At 67.8% G+C, this 14,907-nt stretch carries 8 protein-coding genes; all 8 read right to left on the minus strand.

Annotated elements, in window-relative coordinates:
• Positions 1 to 170 precede the first annotated feature (170 nt).
• Positions 171 to 3,878: an LVIVD repeat-containing protein gene (locus C8D93_RS07505; RefSeq protein WP_211307249.1), complete on the minus strand. Its 3,708-nt coding sequence runs from the start codon at positions 3,876 to 3,878 to the stop codon at positions 171 to 173.
• A gap of 20 nt (positions 3,879 to 3,898) precedes the next feature.
• A complete protein-coding gene (locus C8D93_RS07510; RefSeq protein WP_110264550.1) occupies positions 3,899 to 5,911 on the minus strand; it encodes a hypothetical protein in 2,013 nt (670 codons plus the stop codon).
• Entirely contained in the window at positions 5,901 to 8,048 is a 2,148-nt protein-coding gene (locus C8D93_RS07515; RefSeq protein WP_110264551.1) for a heme-binding protein, read from the minus strand. Before C8D93_RS07515 ends, C8D93_RS07510 begins: the two co-directional genes overlap by 11 nt.
• Positions 8,020 to 9,654 (minus strand): cytochrome c3 family protein, encoded by a 1,635-nt coding sequence (locus tag C8D93_RS07520; protein ID WP_110264552.1) that lies wholly within the window; start codon positions 9,652 to 9,654, stop codon positions 8,020 to 8,022. Before C8D93_RS07520 ends, C8D93_RS07515 begins: the two co-directional genes overlap by 29 nt.
• Positions 9,655 to 9,667: 13 nt before the next feature.
• On the minus strand, positions 9,668 to 10,663 hold the full coding sequence (locus tag C8D93_RS07525; RefSeq protein ID WP_110264553.1) for a hypothetical protein: 996 nt from the start codon (positions 10,661 to 10,663) through the stop codon (positions 9,668 to 9,670).
• A complete protein-coding gene (locus C8D93_RS07530; protein WP_110264554.1) occupies positions 10,650 to 13,070 on the minus strand; it encodes a cyclic nucleotide-binding domain-containing protein in 2,421 nt (806 codons plus the stop codon). The genes C8D93_RS07525 and C8D93_RS07530 overlap by 14 nt, the downstream gene beginning before the upstream one ends.
• Before the next feature lie 116 nt (positions 13,071 to 13,186).
• Complete coding sequence (gene ssb / locus C8D93_RS07535) at positions 13,187 to 13,663, minus strand: single-stranded DNA-binding protein (RefSeq protein ID WP_110264555.1); 477 nt, start codon at positions 13,661 to 13,663, stop codon at positions 13,187 to 13,189.
• 19 nt (positions 13,664 to 13,682) lie between these two features.
• Positions 13,683 to 14,879, minus strand: a complete 1,197-nt coding sequence (locus tag C8D93_RS07540; protein ID WP_110264556.1) for an MFS transporter — start codon at positions 14,877 to 14,879, stop codon at positions 13,683 to 13,685.
• Positions 14,880 to 14,907 lie beyond the last annotated feature (28 nt).

A 14,907-nucleotide genomic window follows, 5' to 3' on the forward strand; every position in this document is an offset into this window, starting at 1 on the left:
CTGCGGCTCATTTTCCCGAGCCTGCCCCGAAACGCCTTCCGTGGCGCGGGCCCGCCAGAACCACAGGCTAGCCGATGCAGCCCTGCGCAGGCGATACCTGGGTCGCAATGGGCGTCAGCGACAGGGCCTCCCCGCAGGCGCCACTGAGACGCAGGTCACCGTGCGGGCCATCAGTTCTCCACGAACCAGGGCTTGCCCTCTTCGTCCAGGTACAGCGCCTGCTGCTCTTCGAGTGTGAAGGGCCGCGAACCGATGCGCCCGAAGACGGCGATCTGTCCGCCGGTCTCGTCGACGGCGCGATCCCGGTGCAGGCCCTCGGACACCGCCAGCGCCGGCCGGTCGGTGCGGCGGCTCGCGATGAGCTGCGGCTTCGGATCAGGTGAGAACCCGTAGAAGCCCGGCTGGGTCTCGGGGCTCATGAGCTGCACCACCTTGAGGCCCTGGGCGCCATCGGCCACGTAGGCGAACAGCGAGGCATTGGTCGCACCGACCTTCACGTCACGGGCATCCGTGATCTGGCCCTCGGCGTTGAACTGCTGGTACAGCAGCGGCTGCTCCGGATTGGTAATGTCGACGATGCCCAGCCCCTCGGCGCCGGCAGCGACGTAGGCGTAGGTGCGCACGAGATAGACGCGATGCGCGTCGCTGAACGGCACCAGCGCGCCTTCGACCACCCGGGGGCGCTCGGGCTGGGTGACATCGACGGCCTGCAGTCCTTTGCCGGTGACCGCGAACAGATAGCGGAACTGCACGGCCGTGCCGCGCACGTCCTGCAACGGAATCGTCGTCGCCACCTTCGGCTGCAGCGGATCGGCGAGATTGAGCACGACGATGCCGGCATCGGCCGCGACGTACACCCAGTCGCCGGCCACGGTCAGGTGGCGTGCGCCGTTGAGGATGCCGCCTTCATTCCAGGTGAGGGCGCGCTCCAGGAAGTTGTTGCGCGGCTCGCCGTCCGACAGCGTATTGATGTCGACGAGAATCAGCCCTTCCTCGCTGTCGCTGATCAGCGCGTAGTTGTAGATCGGATGGAACGGCTGTTCCATGTTGATCTCGCGCATCAGCTCACCCTGGTTGCGGTCCGGGTGGATCGGCTGGTTCGACGGCAGGGCGACACAGGTCGCATTGCGCGTCTTGACGTGGATGTCCTGGCCCAGCGGCGAGAACGGCGCGGAGATGATGCGCTGCGAGAAGCCCTTGTTGGCGATCGCGTTGACGTCGTAGACCTCGAAGCCGTCGCTGCCCTGCGCCGCATAGAGGTACTCGCCGCGCAGCTGCAGGCAGTTGACCGCATCGCCCGCCCCGTGGGAGTGCTCGGTCTCGAGCTCGCGCCCGCGCATCTCGTGCTTGCCGTAGCGCTCCGGATAGGCATAGCGATGCAGGTAGCTGCCGATGACCGCCTGCGGCTCGTCCCACTCCGTCACCGTCACGGCCGAAACGCCGCCATCGGTTCCGAGCCAGGCGTTGTAGCCGATGAAGTTCATGAAGTTGGTGCCGTGCAGCAGCAGCTGCGCCATGATGGCGTTGTTGTCGTTGGCCTTCGACAGATGGCAGTCCTCGCACTGCTTGGTCTCGGTCTTGCGCTCGGTGTGCGCGTAGTGCGGCGCAAAGGCCTGCGAGGAATAGCCGCTGGCCGCCACCGGCGGCTGCTGGATGTAGATCTTCTCGCGGTTGACGTTGGTCGACGACAGCACCAGCGCGCTCGACGAACGCACCGGCGCGATGCGGCCGCCCTTGGCCGGCCCGTGCTTGCCGAGCTGGAACACGTCGTCGCGCGCAACCTGCGGGTTGTAGGTCGCGAAGTTACGCGACTCGGTGCCGTCGTAGTGCTGGTCCGGCGTCTTCCAGTTGGCCTCGATCGGCAGATGGCAGCCGCCGCAACTCGTCGTCCACGAGGTGTGGCAGGTCACGCACATCATCTCCTCTTCCTTGTGTGCGCGGTCGGCCGGCTTCACGTCCGTGCCCCAGTTCTGCTTGGCCGTGTTCGCCGCCATCGTCTTGGCGCGCGCCGCCTTCTCGTTGTAGTGCGGGTTGCCCTTGGTCACCGAGTCTTTGACCAAGCTCATCTCCCACTCGAGCCCCTCGGTCACGCTGGAGCGCTGGATCAGCTTGCCGTTGACCCACTCGAAGCGCAGCTGGCCGAAAGCCGTGCGCATCAGCGACAGGTCGTTGCCGCCTTCGGGCGCTGCCGGGCCGCTGGTCAGCAGGCTCGGATAGGCGTCCGCGGTGCCGTGACAGTCCGCGCACTCGATCTCGATCGCCTGCGCGACCTCGCCGTAGATATGACCGTCACCGTGCATGTCCTGCGAGAAGTGGCAGTCCACGCAATGCATGCCGACGTCGACGTGGATCGACGACATGTGCACAGCTTTCTTGAACTTGTCCGGATCGTCGTCGGAGACGATGTTGCCGTCCTCGTCGAGCAGGCGGCCCTTGCGGTCGCGCTTGAAGATCGCGCGGAAGTTCCAGCCGTGGCCGTGGTAGTCGGCGAACTGCGTGTCGCGCAGCAGCGGATTCATCTCGCTGACCTGCTTGAGGAACTCCGGGTCGCCCCACTTGCCGCGCACCGCAGCGCCTTCGGGATTGCGCTGGTTGATCTTGCGGATCTCGTCGAAGCTCGGCTTCTTCTCCTCGACCGGCCACATGAACGGCGCGTCGGACTCGTAGTCCCACATCGTGTAGCCGAGGAAGCTGTTCACGAACACGTTCGGCTGGTGCATGTGGCAGCTCATGCACTGGCTGGTTGGGATCGCCGAGGTGAACTGGTGCTGCAGCGGATGGCCGGAGCGGTTCTTCGGAATCGTCGGATCGGCGCTCTGCGACAGGCCGGTATGGCCGGCCACGGCATACGGGCCACTGTGGCGCGGATCGCGGTCGTTCGCGTAGACGACGTGGCAGGCGGCACAACCCGAGGAGCGGTAGTCACCCGGCTGGTCGTTGGTGCCGAGGAACCACATCAGCGGATCGTTCAGGCGCGTCTTGTGGACGTTGAGCACGGGCACCGAGATGCGCAGGCCGGTACCGGGGCCGCGATTCGACTGGCGCTGGTCGGGACGACCCGGCTCCTCGAGCCGCTGGATCGTGCCGACGACGTTCGGCACCGCCGTCTCGGCGAACAGGTTCACGATGTTGCGACCACCGCGCTCGAACACGCGGAAGACGTCACCCGGCGGGGTCGTCTGCCAGCTCGGCAGCGGATAGAGCTTCTCGATGACGCCCTTGGCCTTCATGTCCTCGTCGGGCACGACCGGGCCGAGCAGCGTCGTCGCCTCGCCTTCGCGCGAATACGACTCGCCGAGGATGTAGTGCTTGAACGGCAGGATGCCGTTGTTGTACGAGGCGCCGCCCCAGAGCATCGCGCCGGTGGCCATGATGCTGCGCTCGGCGGCCTCGATGATCGGCAGGTGGCAGGAGCCGCAAGCCTCGCGCGCCACGCGGTAGTCGCTCGGATTGACGAAGCGCACGTACTCCGGGCTCTCGCGGTTGAGCAGCGCGTAGCTGTGCTCCGGGTTCGCCGAGCTGGGCCATTCCCAGGTCTTGGGGAACATCGGCAGCACGTGCGCCTGCGCCAGCATGTCGGCATAGGGGGTGCTGCCCACGTCGAAGCCGTCGGGCTTCATCACCGTCGCGTTGCCGCCGTGGCAGTCGGTGCAGCCGAGGATCACGCCCGGCTGCCGGTGCATGGTCTTCTGATCCGTTCCGGTATGGCAGGAGACGCAGCCGACGCTCTTCGCGTCGGCCACCGCCTGCGCCTGCGAGCGCGGCGCCGGCGGGGCCACCTCGTAGACGATGTCCTGCGGCTTCTCACCGCCGGCGGCGAGCGCCGGCACATTCGCGAGAGCGGTCATGCTGCCGATCAGTGCGACAGTCAGCTTCATGGCTAGGGCTCTGCTCATGGCTACCAGGTCAGCGTCAGATTGAGGAGGACGGAGTACGGCAACTCGTCGTCGCCGAACAGCGCCTTGTAGCCGTCGCCGGGCAGAAGCACGGCACCGGACGCGCGGAACACCACGTTCTGCGTGAAGAACGGCCGCCAGATCGTCGCCACCGACAGATCGGTGCCGATGTTGTTGCCCACGTTGGCCTGCTGGCGCGCGGCCTCGATGACCTCGGTGGTCGCAAAGGCGATCTGGTTGACGTTGGTCGAGATGCGGAACTGCGGCGTCAGGTCGAAGTCCGCACCGACACCGAGAATCACGGTGCCGGGATTGGTGAAGTTCGACTGCCCCTCTTCCTTGGAACTACGCAAGGTGTTGAGGATGCCGTTGCGGCCGGACAGTGCGACGCCGCCGCCACCGATCAGCGGCACGTTCTGGCGCACCCAGAAGCTGGTGTCGGCGCCGGCGAACAGCGCGTTCTCGAACACCGCATCGAAGCCGTTCTCGACGTCGTCGTAGGGATCGTCGTCGCCTGAGGCGTACAGCGCGGTGAAGCGCAGGCGCCGCCAGTCGAAGTCGAAGCCGACTTCGGTCGCCAGCAGGAAGGCGCGGATGTCGGTCGCGCGGTCGACGAACACACCGCGGTCCTGGTCGCCGAACAGCAGGTAGGCCGATCCGGTGAAGTTCAGGCGGCCGAAGTGGCCTTCGCCGTTGAGGCCGGCGTAGTACGCGTCGTAGTTGCGCGGCTTCTCGATGCCCAGCGACGCCGGACGCTCGATGAACCCGTTGTTGTTGAAGTACAGGCCTTCGTCGCCTTCGCGATTGCGGTTGTAGAGCAGCACCGCCTCGCTGACCATGCCCAGGACCGGGAAGTCCTGCCAGTAGAAATTGGTGACGAAGACGTCGTCCTTGCGCAGCGGCTTGCCGAGATCGTTCAGGCCGGAATTGGTGTCCTTCTCGACGCGGCGGAACCAGGCGACGTTGTAGAGGTAGATGTTGTTGTTGCGGTTGCCGAACAGGCGGATGCCGAGCTGCTCGTCGCGGAACAGGAAACCGCGGAAGTCGGCGTTGAACGGCTGGATACCGACGCGCAGCGAATCGAAGTCGTAGCGCTTGGTCCAGTCCCACAGATGCTTGTCGATGAACAGGTCCTGCACGCCGATGTGCTGGTCGTCGCGCGTATCGCCCTTGGTCGGATCGATGAACAGCGCGCGGTTCTGCTCGGCAGTCACGCGGTTGACGTTGAAGACCGGCGTGAAGCGGAACTCCCAGTCCGGCGGCATGAAGGTCGTGTTGCCCTTGTACAGCACCAGGCCGACGCCGAGATTCTGCTGCAGGATGAGCTGGTCGCCGTCACCGATCAGGCCCGGGGCGCCGGGACGGTTCTCGCCCTGCGGCGCCACCGGCGTCGGCAGGCGCCGCGGTTCGACGACGGTGTCGGAGATGACCGTGGCGTTGAAGAACCAGTCCTTGCCGATCACCGGCCGGTCGGCCTTGAGCGTGTTCTGGTTGTACGGGTCGTACCACGGATAGTCGGTGACCCCGAGCGCGCGCGTGAGCTGCCAGCGATCCGGCACGACCTCCTTGCGGAACTCGGCATCGGCGCCGGGCTTGGCCACCGGCTTGAGCCCGCTGGCGCGGTTGGGCGAGAACGGCACGCGCTGACCGCGCGCCGGAGCACCCGGCTCGGCCCGCTCGCCGCTGGCATCCGGACGCGTGTAGTCCGGCTGGCCGGGACGACGACGCCCCTGGACGGCCGGCTGCGTCGCGGCAGCAGGTACCGGCTTGGCCGGCGCCGGCGCCTCTGCGCGGGCCGGTGCCTCGCCGGGGCGGCGACGGTCGACCCCGATGCTCGGTGCCGGCAGGGGCGCCGGCCGCGGCGTGGCCGTCGGCTGCGGCAGTACGTCGGCGGGCAGCTGGGTGTCACGCTCGGCGCGATCGCCCGGGCGCCGGCGTTCCTCCTGCGCCTGCGCGCCCACGGCGCACAGCGAGAGCAGCAGGACCGCGCAGATCGAGAGGCGCTTAGAGACCATCGCAAACCCCCTGTTCGTCCGAATCCAGGAACGGGGTCTGCGGACAGATCACGTAGCGCAGGTTGACGCCGAAACCGGCGGGGGCGAGCTGGTCGGCCCGGACCGGGATCGGCGCATTGTTGATGCTGCCGGGCCCAAGCTCCTTGCCGACCTGGTCGATCGCGAGAAACGGCAGGAAGTCATCCTGTTCGAGACCGTCGCCCGACAGGCCGATGGCGCCGATCAGCTCACCACCGCGATAGATCGGGAAACCGCCGGCGAACAGCGTGATGCCGTTGCGCAGTTCCGGCACATCGTTCACCTGCTCCGGCGCACCGCCGAGGATGTCGCTGATCGGGTTGTACCCGGTGCAGCCGGTACCGACCGACGGATCGCCCGGATCGGCCGGCAGGTCGGTGGGCGCAGCGCCGAGCACGAAGGCGAGATGGCGGATGATCGCGTTGTAGACCAGATCCAGTTCGAGCCCGGTCGAGAAGATGCTCCATTCGCCCACCGGCTTGGACAGCGGCCCGGGCGGGTTGCCCTCGACGTCGTCCGGGTAGAACGGCCGGCCGATGTTGCCGATCGCGCGCGTCGAGAACGCGTTGTCGCCGAACTCGATGTCGAGGAAGTTGCGGAAGTTGTCCGCGTATTGACCGATGTCCTCGCGACGCAGCGTCGGCGGATCCGGCAGGACGCTGCCCGGCGCCGGCGGGCCGACGTTGACGTATTCGGCCGGCGGCAGCGCTGCGAGCTTCGCGGCACCGCCGGTCTTGGAGAAGAACAGGGCGCTGCGCGCCTTCTGCGCGTTGACGTCGATGGCGTCGACGAGCGCGTCGCGGGTGCGTGCGGCACCGACGATGTCGCCATTGACGTCGACGATGACCAGATGGATGCCCGCCGGCGAGCCCAGCGGCTTGCGGACTTGGCTGCGCGTGCGGTTGGCCAGCGCGACGGACTTCACCAGCAGCGCCTCGACCTCGGCCTGCGTGAGACCGTTGGCGCCGGCACCCGCCTGCGCCGGAAAGCGGTTCTGGTTGTTCTGATCGACGATCACGAAGCCGTCGACGGCGGCCAGCCCCGGCGCATCGGTGACGGTATCGGCGGCGCGGATGCCGGAGTCCGCCAGACCGAAGCGCGTGCCGGCAGCGACCTGTGCGTTGGCATACCCGCGAATGGCGATCAGGCCGTCGCCGTCGTCGAGCGGCGGCAGGGGGTCGAAGGCCGGCGTCTGCTGGCCCAGGAGCTGATCCAGCGTCAGCAGATCGTCGAAATCCACGTCGGCGAAGCGCAGCGTCTTGCCCTCGACGGTGATCACGTCGGCGCGCCGGTCGCGCGGCGCGGCATAACCGAAGGTGGCCGCGGTGGCGATGATCTCGTCGATGTTGCCGTTGGGGTCCGTGTCGAGATCGTTGTCGATGACGACCTTGTCGACGCCGTAGACGCCATCGGCGATCACGCCGACGGCACCGACGGTCACGCCGGCCTTGAACAGTGGCAGGCCGCCGGGATCGGCAGCGAAGCCGATCGCCGAACGATGCGGGCCCGGGTCGGGGCCGATGCCGTTGAAGCGACGCGAGATGTCCGAGCACGGCAGCTGGCTGATCTGCACACCGAACAGCGGGCCGCCGGGCGTGCTGCCCTCGCCCGGGTTGAAGTTCTCCTGGATGATCTGCCCGGCGGTACGCGAGGTGAACGCGTTGCCTTCGGAGGAGAAGTACATCGAGGTCAGCGCCTTGGCGAGCGCGCCGAGTTCCGACGGCACGATGCCGACGTTGTCGACACCGCCGCTGACGAGCGCACCGGTGCGACGATCGATGCCGGAAGTGATGTTGATCAGCGCCGGCGCACCGGGCATGCGGTAGGCGGCGAGGATGTTGCCGACGCGGTCGGTGACGACGAAGGTCGCCGGCCGGTTGCGCGCACCGGCCTCGGCGACGCCCTGCGCGATGATGCGCTGCACGTCCGCCACTTCGAGGCGTTGCGGATTGTCGGTCTGACAGAAACCGGTGCACGGCGCCTGCCCCGGCACCAGCCCGATGCCGGTGACGTTGTCAGGTCGATCTCCCCCGGAACAGCTCCCCAGTAACAACGCGGTGATGGCCCCCGCCAGCGCTGCCCCCGAAGACTTACTGCCCCATTTCCAGCGTCTGCCCATTTGCAAGTTCTCCCTTGAACTTGCTCATCGTCAGATCCACCGCCTGATGAAAGCGGTGGCAGTCGATGCAGGTGGATTGGATACTTGCGGACGAATCTACCCCGCCATGGCAGGCACGACAAGACTCGATCTGCGGTAACAACAGGTCATTTGAGTCCCCGCTCACACTTGCCGCGTGGCAACTGTCGCAGGCAACCCACTGATGCGGTTCGTGCGTGAAACGCGCTTTCGGCATCCACGTCTTGCGCAGCAGCGGCTCGCGCACGCGCGCGAACTGATTCTCTTTCGCCCTGTCGATCTCGTGGCACTTCGCGCAGACGCGCCGCTCGAATACTTCCTCGATCTGGTCCGGTGCACTGCCCGGTTCGCCGCGGTCGGCGCGCTCGCCTGGCCGGCGCCGGTCGGAGACCGGATCCGGCTCGGTTGCCGCCACCGGTGTCATGCCGACCGCGCTCTCGAGCAGCGTACGCACCGCATCGGTATCGCCATGCGGCAACCGGAACGGCAGCCCGCCGACGTCGACGTCGAGCTGGTGACAACGCTGGCAGTCGGTCTCGAAACGCATCGGCTCGAAGCCGACCGCACCCGGGCCGGGACGATGACAGTCGTCGCACTGCAGCACCTCCGGCCCGTCCGGACCACGCACGCCGCGGGCATCCAGGTGCAGGTCGTGCGGATAGATCAGGCCGGAGACGTCCTCGGTGCTCTCGTCGAGCAGGGCGCGCAGCGACTGCGGACCGGTTTCGGTCATCGTCGTCGCGGTGACGCGGAATGCCGGATGGCCGTCGGCGAAGTCGAAGACCGCAGGCGCGTCGCGCAGCGCGGCGAAATCCTGCGGCCGCTCGTGACAGTCCGCACACAGGGCCGGATGCTGCGGCAGCACGGCGTGGGTGTCGCCGTGCTCGAAGTGGCAGCTCGCGCAGGTCTGGCCGTCGAGACCCGAATCGTGCATCGACTGCGCGTCGTCGCCGTGATGGGTGACCGCGGCGTGGCACTGCAGGCAGGACTCGTCGCGCACACGCACGAACAGCCGATCGTGACAGGCGCCGCACTCGACACCGAACTGCAGATGCGCGTTGCTGATCTGCCCGGACGTCCACCAGCGGTCGCTCGGCATCCAGTCGCCGACCCAGGCGGGCGGCGACACCGCGCGCAGGATCAGCGGCACGACCAGGCACACGAGCAGCACCAGCACGGCGCCGATCACCGCCGGCCGCCGCTGACGCCAGCCCGCTTCGCCGAGCGTCGTCGTCGCATCGTCGCCGGCGCCGGCCTGGTCGGGATCGCGTTCGCGCACCTCGAGCATCAGGCCACCGCTTTCGGTGATCGAGACACGGACGCGGTGACCGCCGACCTGCAGTTCGTCCCCGGGCGCCAGCACCGCCGTGCGCTGCCCGACGAGACCGTTGACGATGACGTCGACGGTGCTCAGACAATCGAGCTGCAGCGTCAGGCTCGTCGCCGGCGTCAGGCGCAGGTGATGCAGCGCGACCAGCAGACCGGGAAGCTGGATCGTGTTGTCGGTCGCGCGGCCGATGGTGATGGCGCCGCTGACCGTCTGTTCCGTCTTCGCGCCGTCCGGCGCATGGCGTCTGACCAGAATCATGTCCGGTTCGCGCTCACCAGTAGAGGAAGACGGTCACGATGTGCACCAGCAGCGCCGCCAGCAGCGCGACGGTCAGCGGCACGTGCACGTACAGCCAGACGGCAAGGCGCGAACGCAACGTGATGTCGCGGTTGACCTTGTCGAGCAGCGCCTTGCGCTTGGCGATCGTCTGCAACAGTTTCTGCAGATTCTCGGAAGCCTTGTCGCCGCCCCGCGCCGCGCCGGCGGCGAAGATCTGATCGGCCACGAAGGCGATCGTCGCCTGGCGACCGCCGCGTTGCGGCATCGCGCCGGCGGCTGCCTGCGCCTGCAGCTGCGTGCGCTTGACCTTGAAGAACTGGTCCAGGCCACCGGCCTCTCCGGGGGACCGGTAGCGGCCGCTGAGCTGCTCCCATGCGCTGCCGCCGATGCGTACCTTGCCGACCGAGCGCGCGACCACCGCATGCGTCTCCGGATCGATGCGGTCGGCCAGCGACAGCGCGGACTCGTTGAGCTGGTGGATCTCCTGCAGCATCGCGCGGAATTCCATCTCGTTGCGGTTAGCGGTGACCTGCCGCGGCAGCACCGAGTACGCGAGAATGCCGTAGATGCCGCTGACGATGACCAGCATCATCAGCACCCAGGCCAGCGTATGGACGTTGAGCCCGAGCTGGAATCCGGTGTGCAGCGTGGCGACCACGATCAGCGACAGACCCAGGTACACGTGTGCCGACACCCAGGCCTGCACCGGCGCGCGGCCTTCGCGGAACTGGCGCTTGCGCACGCCGAACCAGGCCAGCCAGACGATCAGCGCCGCGCCCAGCGTGCCCAAGCCATAGCCGAGCCAGGTGCTGCCGCTGCTGCCTTCGATCGGGTCGTGCCAGGCATAGAGCACGAACGACAGCGCACACAACGCAACCGCCACCTTCAGGTAGAAGGCGTTGCGATAGACGAGAAAGGACTCGTGCCGTGCGGGACCGCTGCGCTCGCCGCCGCGCAGCCGGGCGAACCACGCGCTAACGCCCGCCACGCGACAGCACCTCGAAGAACTCCTCGGGGCCGACGCGGATCGCCGCACCGGTCGGGCAGGCCTGCACGCAGGCCGGGCCGGCCTCGCGCGGACCGCACATGTCGCACTTCACCGCCTTCTTGATCGCACCCTTGGGGTAGTCGTGGATGTCGCTGCCGGGCGCAGGACCCTTGCCGAACAGCAGCCAGCGCCACAGGCTCGGCGCCTCGGGCGACTGCACGCCCATCTGGATCACGCCGTAGGGACAGTTGCGCTCGCAGTTGCCGCAACCGATGCAGGTGTTCTGGATGAAGACCTCGCCGTTGGGCGAGCGGTGGATCGCATCGGGCGGGCAATCCTTCATGCAGTGCGGATGCTCGCAATGCCGGCACGAGGTCGGCACGTGCAGATTGTCGAAGGTCGCTCCGGCCTCGCGGTCGAGCCGCGAAACGTTGCCGTGCGTCGCCGCGCAGGCCTTCTCGCACTGGTCGCAGCGGATGCACAGCGCCTCGTCGATCAGCAGGGCATCCGTGGCTTCGCCGAGACCTTCGCCGAGCAGGAAGTGCATCCGCGCGCCGCGCTCGGGGTCGCGCTCCATCAGCAGGCGCTGCTCGATCTGGTCGCGGAAGCGCGCCTGCACCGTCGCCTTCATCTCCGGATTCTGCGCGAGCAGTTCGAGGAAGGGCTTGGCGTCGAGGCGGATCGTCTCGGTCTTGATCGCCGCGGTGGCGGTCTGGCTGCGCGACGAGCCGGCGATCACGTCGAGTTCGCCGAAGTACTGACCGGCAGCGTGGTACTGCAGCACCACGTCGCGCGTGCCCACGCGCGCCGACAGCGTCACCGATCCGCTACGGATCAGGTGGATGTGCTCGGACGCATCGCCCGGGTTGTAGATCGCTTCCTTGGCCTTGAACTGGCACAGCTGCGCCGTATCGACGATGGCCTTGAGCTGCGCGTCCTCGGCTCCGGGCACCAGATACCGCTCCAGCGCGCGCTGGGTGAACACGCGGTCGACGTACGCGCGGGCGCGGTCATTGGCGCTGATCAGCTTGAGCATCGCGCGACGCGGCACCTCGATCAGCACGCAGTCCTTGCCGGCGATGACCGCGGCCGAGCGCGGGCGCCCGGAGATCAGCGCCATCTCGCCGAAGATGCGGCCCGCCTTGATCGTGCGCAGCTTTGCCGGGTCGGCGGGATCGAGCTGCACGCCCACCTCGCCGGAGACGATGATGAACACCGAGTTGCCGTAGTCGCCCTCCTTGTACAGCGTCTCGCCGATCGGCGGCGAGAAGATGCGGCTCTCGAGCAGGAACTCGCGCAACTGCAGGCGGTTCATCGCCGCCAGCACCGGCGAGCGGCGGTTGAGCACGTCGAGGAAGGCCTCGACATCGGGGTTGGCGGAGAACGCCGAGAATTTCTCGCGCAGGATCGGCTCGTCCGCCGGGGCCACCGGGCGGCCGCAGATGAACTCGACGACCTCGTAGCCCTGGTTCATCGCCTGCTTGATCAGCGGGTAGCCCGCCAGCGCTCCGATGATGTAGAGCCCGGGCACGTTGGACTCGTAGGTCGGCGAGACCGCGGGCACCGCGGCCGGGTCCTGGTTCGGGAACTGGATGCCGCAGGACTCGACGAAGGCGCGCTGCGGCGTGGCGCCCAGGCGCGCGATGATGCGATCGCAGGGCACGTCGACCGCGCCCTCCTTGGAATTGAGCCGCAGCAGCATCGGCTTGCCGCTGGCGTGGTCCGCCTCGAGCTTCTCCACGACCTCCGGCGAGCTGTTGTAGTGACAGCGCACCTTGCCCTGCTCGATGGCGTTGAGAATCAGGCTGTTGTTGCCGTCCTTGGCGCGCGAGAACTCGTTCTTGCGGTTGACGATGTGCACCGTGTTGTTGCGCGCCAGCGCCACGGCATTCTCGATCGCGGCATCGCCGGCGCCGATGACGACGATGGTCTCGCCCTTGTATTCGTCCGGGTCGTCGAGCTGGTACTGGATGTTCGGCAGATCCTCGCCGGGCACACCCATCTTGCGCGGGTTGCCCTGCACGCCGATGCCGAGCACGACCTTCTCGGCGAGCACAGTGTCGCCGGACGCCATCGTCAGCGCGAAACCGGCGTCCTGCTTCTCGATCTTCACGACCTCCGCACGATGGCGGACGTTGACCTTCAGGCGGGCCGTGTCGGTGTTCCAGACGTCGAGAATCTTCTCGCGCGTACCGGCGTCGAAGCCGGTCGACGCGCGCAGCGGCAGCACGTTGGGCTCGGCCATGACGTGCTTGCCCTTCTGGTACCGGAAGATCGTGTTCGACAGGTGCGGCTGCGCCTCGAGCAGCACGTGCGAGTCGCCCATTTCCGCTGCACGGCATGCGGCCGAGAGTCCTCCCGGCCCGGAACCCACGATGGCGATACGGTAGCTTTCGGCTGTCGACATGCGCCCCCCGACGAAGGCCGACACCTTATCCGAAGGCGGTCATCCGATGCGAGCGTTGCGCACGTCGAACTGTTGACTGCGTCAAATTGCGCAACGCCGCCGCTGCACGGGGCCCGTCAGAACGGGATGTCGTCGTCCTCGAACGGCGCATCCATGCCCTGTGCCGGCGCGGCCGCCGGTGCGGCGCGCGATGCCGGCGCCGCCTGACGACGCGGCTCGTAGCCGCCGCCGTCGCCACCCATCGGCGCCGAACCGCCGCCACGCCCGTCGAGCATCTGCATGTCGTTGACCATGATCTCGGTGGTATAGCGGTCGATGCCGTCCTTCTCCCACTTGCGCGTGCGCAGGCTGCCCTCGACGTACACCTTCGCACCCTTCTTCAGGTACTGGCCGGCGATCTCGGCGAGCTTGCGGCGGAAGACGACGTTGTGCCACTCCGTCATCTCCTTCTTCTCGCCGGACTGCTTGTCGGTCCAGCTCTCGGTCGTCGCGAGCGTGACGTTGCAGACGGCATCGCCATTGGGGAAATAGCGCACCTCGGGATCCTTGCCGAGGTTGCCGATGAGAATGACCTTGTTGACTCCGCGCGCCATGGTGATCTCCGTGGTTCGTTCAGATGCGTATGCCGTTGTCGGCGCGCGCCGCGGGCGGCCGGGACGCATTCACCGGTCCCATGCCCGCCGCGACGGCAAGCCAGATTATCGGTAACAGGACTGCCGCTGCCAACGCGCCGCCGATCCCGCCGTACTGCAGGCCCAGACCGCCGAGCACGCCGCCGGCAAAGGCGCCGAGAAACTGGGCGCTGGAATAGACGCCCAGCGCCGCGCCCTTCTGCGCCACCGGCGCCAGACGCGAGATCATCGACGGCAGGGCGCCTTCGAGAAAGTTGAAGGCAATGAAATACAGCAGCAGGGCCGCCACCAGCACGGCGGCCACCCCGTGTCCGAGCGCGGCCAGCGCCAGCGCCCCGGCCAGCAGCGCGACCATGCCGACGAAGACCGCCTTGAGGCGGCTTGCACCCTCGGCATAGCGGATCAGCGGAAAGACCGGCACGAGGCTGAGCACCAGCACCGGCAGATACAGCTTCCAGTGCGCCGCGCTGGGCATGTCCATGGTCTGCACGATCGCCAGCGGCACGACCGTGAAAACCGCCGTCATGCAGGCGTGCAGCAGGAAGATGCCGACGTCGAGGCGCAGCAGCTGGCGGTCGGCGAGCACGGCCCGCAGGCTGCCACGCTGTGGCGGCTGCGGCGGCGGGGTCGGCACGCCCAGCAGCAGCACCGGCAGGCTCATCAGCGCCAGCACCGCGGTGAGCCGGAAGATGCCGTCCACGCCGATCCAGCCGGCCACCAGCGGGCCGAGCACCAGCGCGAGCACGAAGGCCAGGCCCATGCCGGCGCCGAGAATCGCCATCGCCATCGTGCGCACCGCATCGCGGGTGACGTCGGCGAGCAGCGCCGCGACCGCGGCCGACACGGCGCCGGCGCCCTGCAGCGCGCGTCCGGCGATGATCCAGCCGATCTCGTCGGTCGCGCCGGCCACCCAGCTGCCGGCGGCGAAGACCAGCATCCCGGCGACGATCACCGGCTTGCGCCCGAAACGGTCCGAAGCCATGCCCATCGGGATCTGCAGCAGGGCCTGGGTCAGGCCGTAGATGCCGATCGCCAGGCCAATCTGCCACGGCTGCGCGGGCACCGGCAGGTGTCCGGCGTACAGCGCGAACACCGGCAGGACCATGAACATGCCGAGCATGCGCAGTGCGTAAAGCGCACCCAGCGCGAAAACGGCGCGCCATTCCAGGGCATTCATGGAGGTGGATTCAGCAATGGTTCGGCTT

Origin of the sequence: Sinimarinibacterium flocculans, assembly GCF_003201205.1 — a bacterium.
Taxonomy (GTDB): Bacteria; Pseudomonadota; Gammaproteobacteria; order Nevskiales; family Nevskiaceae; genus Solimonas; species Solimonas flocculans.

Bases quoted from the DNA above. Each gene is read 5' to 3' on its own strand.
- C8D93_RS07505 (WP_211307249.1), bottom strand. From the start codon at position 3,878: ATGAAGCTGACTGTCGCACTGATCGGCAGCATGACCGCTCTCGCGAAT.
- C8D93_RS07510 (WP_110264550.1), bottom strand. From the start codon at position 5,911: ATGGTCTCTAAGCGCCTCTCGATCTGCGCGGTCCTGCTGCTCTCGCTG.
- C8D93_RS07515 (WP_110264551.1), bottom strand. From the start codon at position 8,048: ATGGGCAGACGCTGGAAATGGGGCAGTAAGTCTTCGGGGGCAGCGCTG.
- C8D93_RS07520 (WP_110264552.1), bottom strand. From the start codon at position 9,654: ATGATTCTGGTCAGACGCCATGCGCCGGACGGCGCGAAGACGGAACAG.
- C8D93_RS07530 (WP_110264554.1), bottom strand. From the start codon at position 13,070: ATGTCGACAGCCGAAAGCTACCGTATCGCCATCGTGGGTTCCGGGCCG.
- ssb (WP_110264555.1), bottom strand. From the start codon at position 13,663: ATGGCGCGCGGAGTCAACAAGGTCATTCTCATCGGCAACCTCGGCAAG.
- C8D93_RS07540 (WP_110264556.1), bottom strand. From the start codon at position 14,879: ATGAATGCCCTGGAATGGCGCGCCGTTTTCGCGCTGGGTGCGCTTTAC.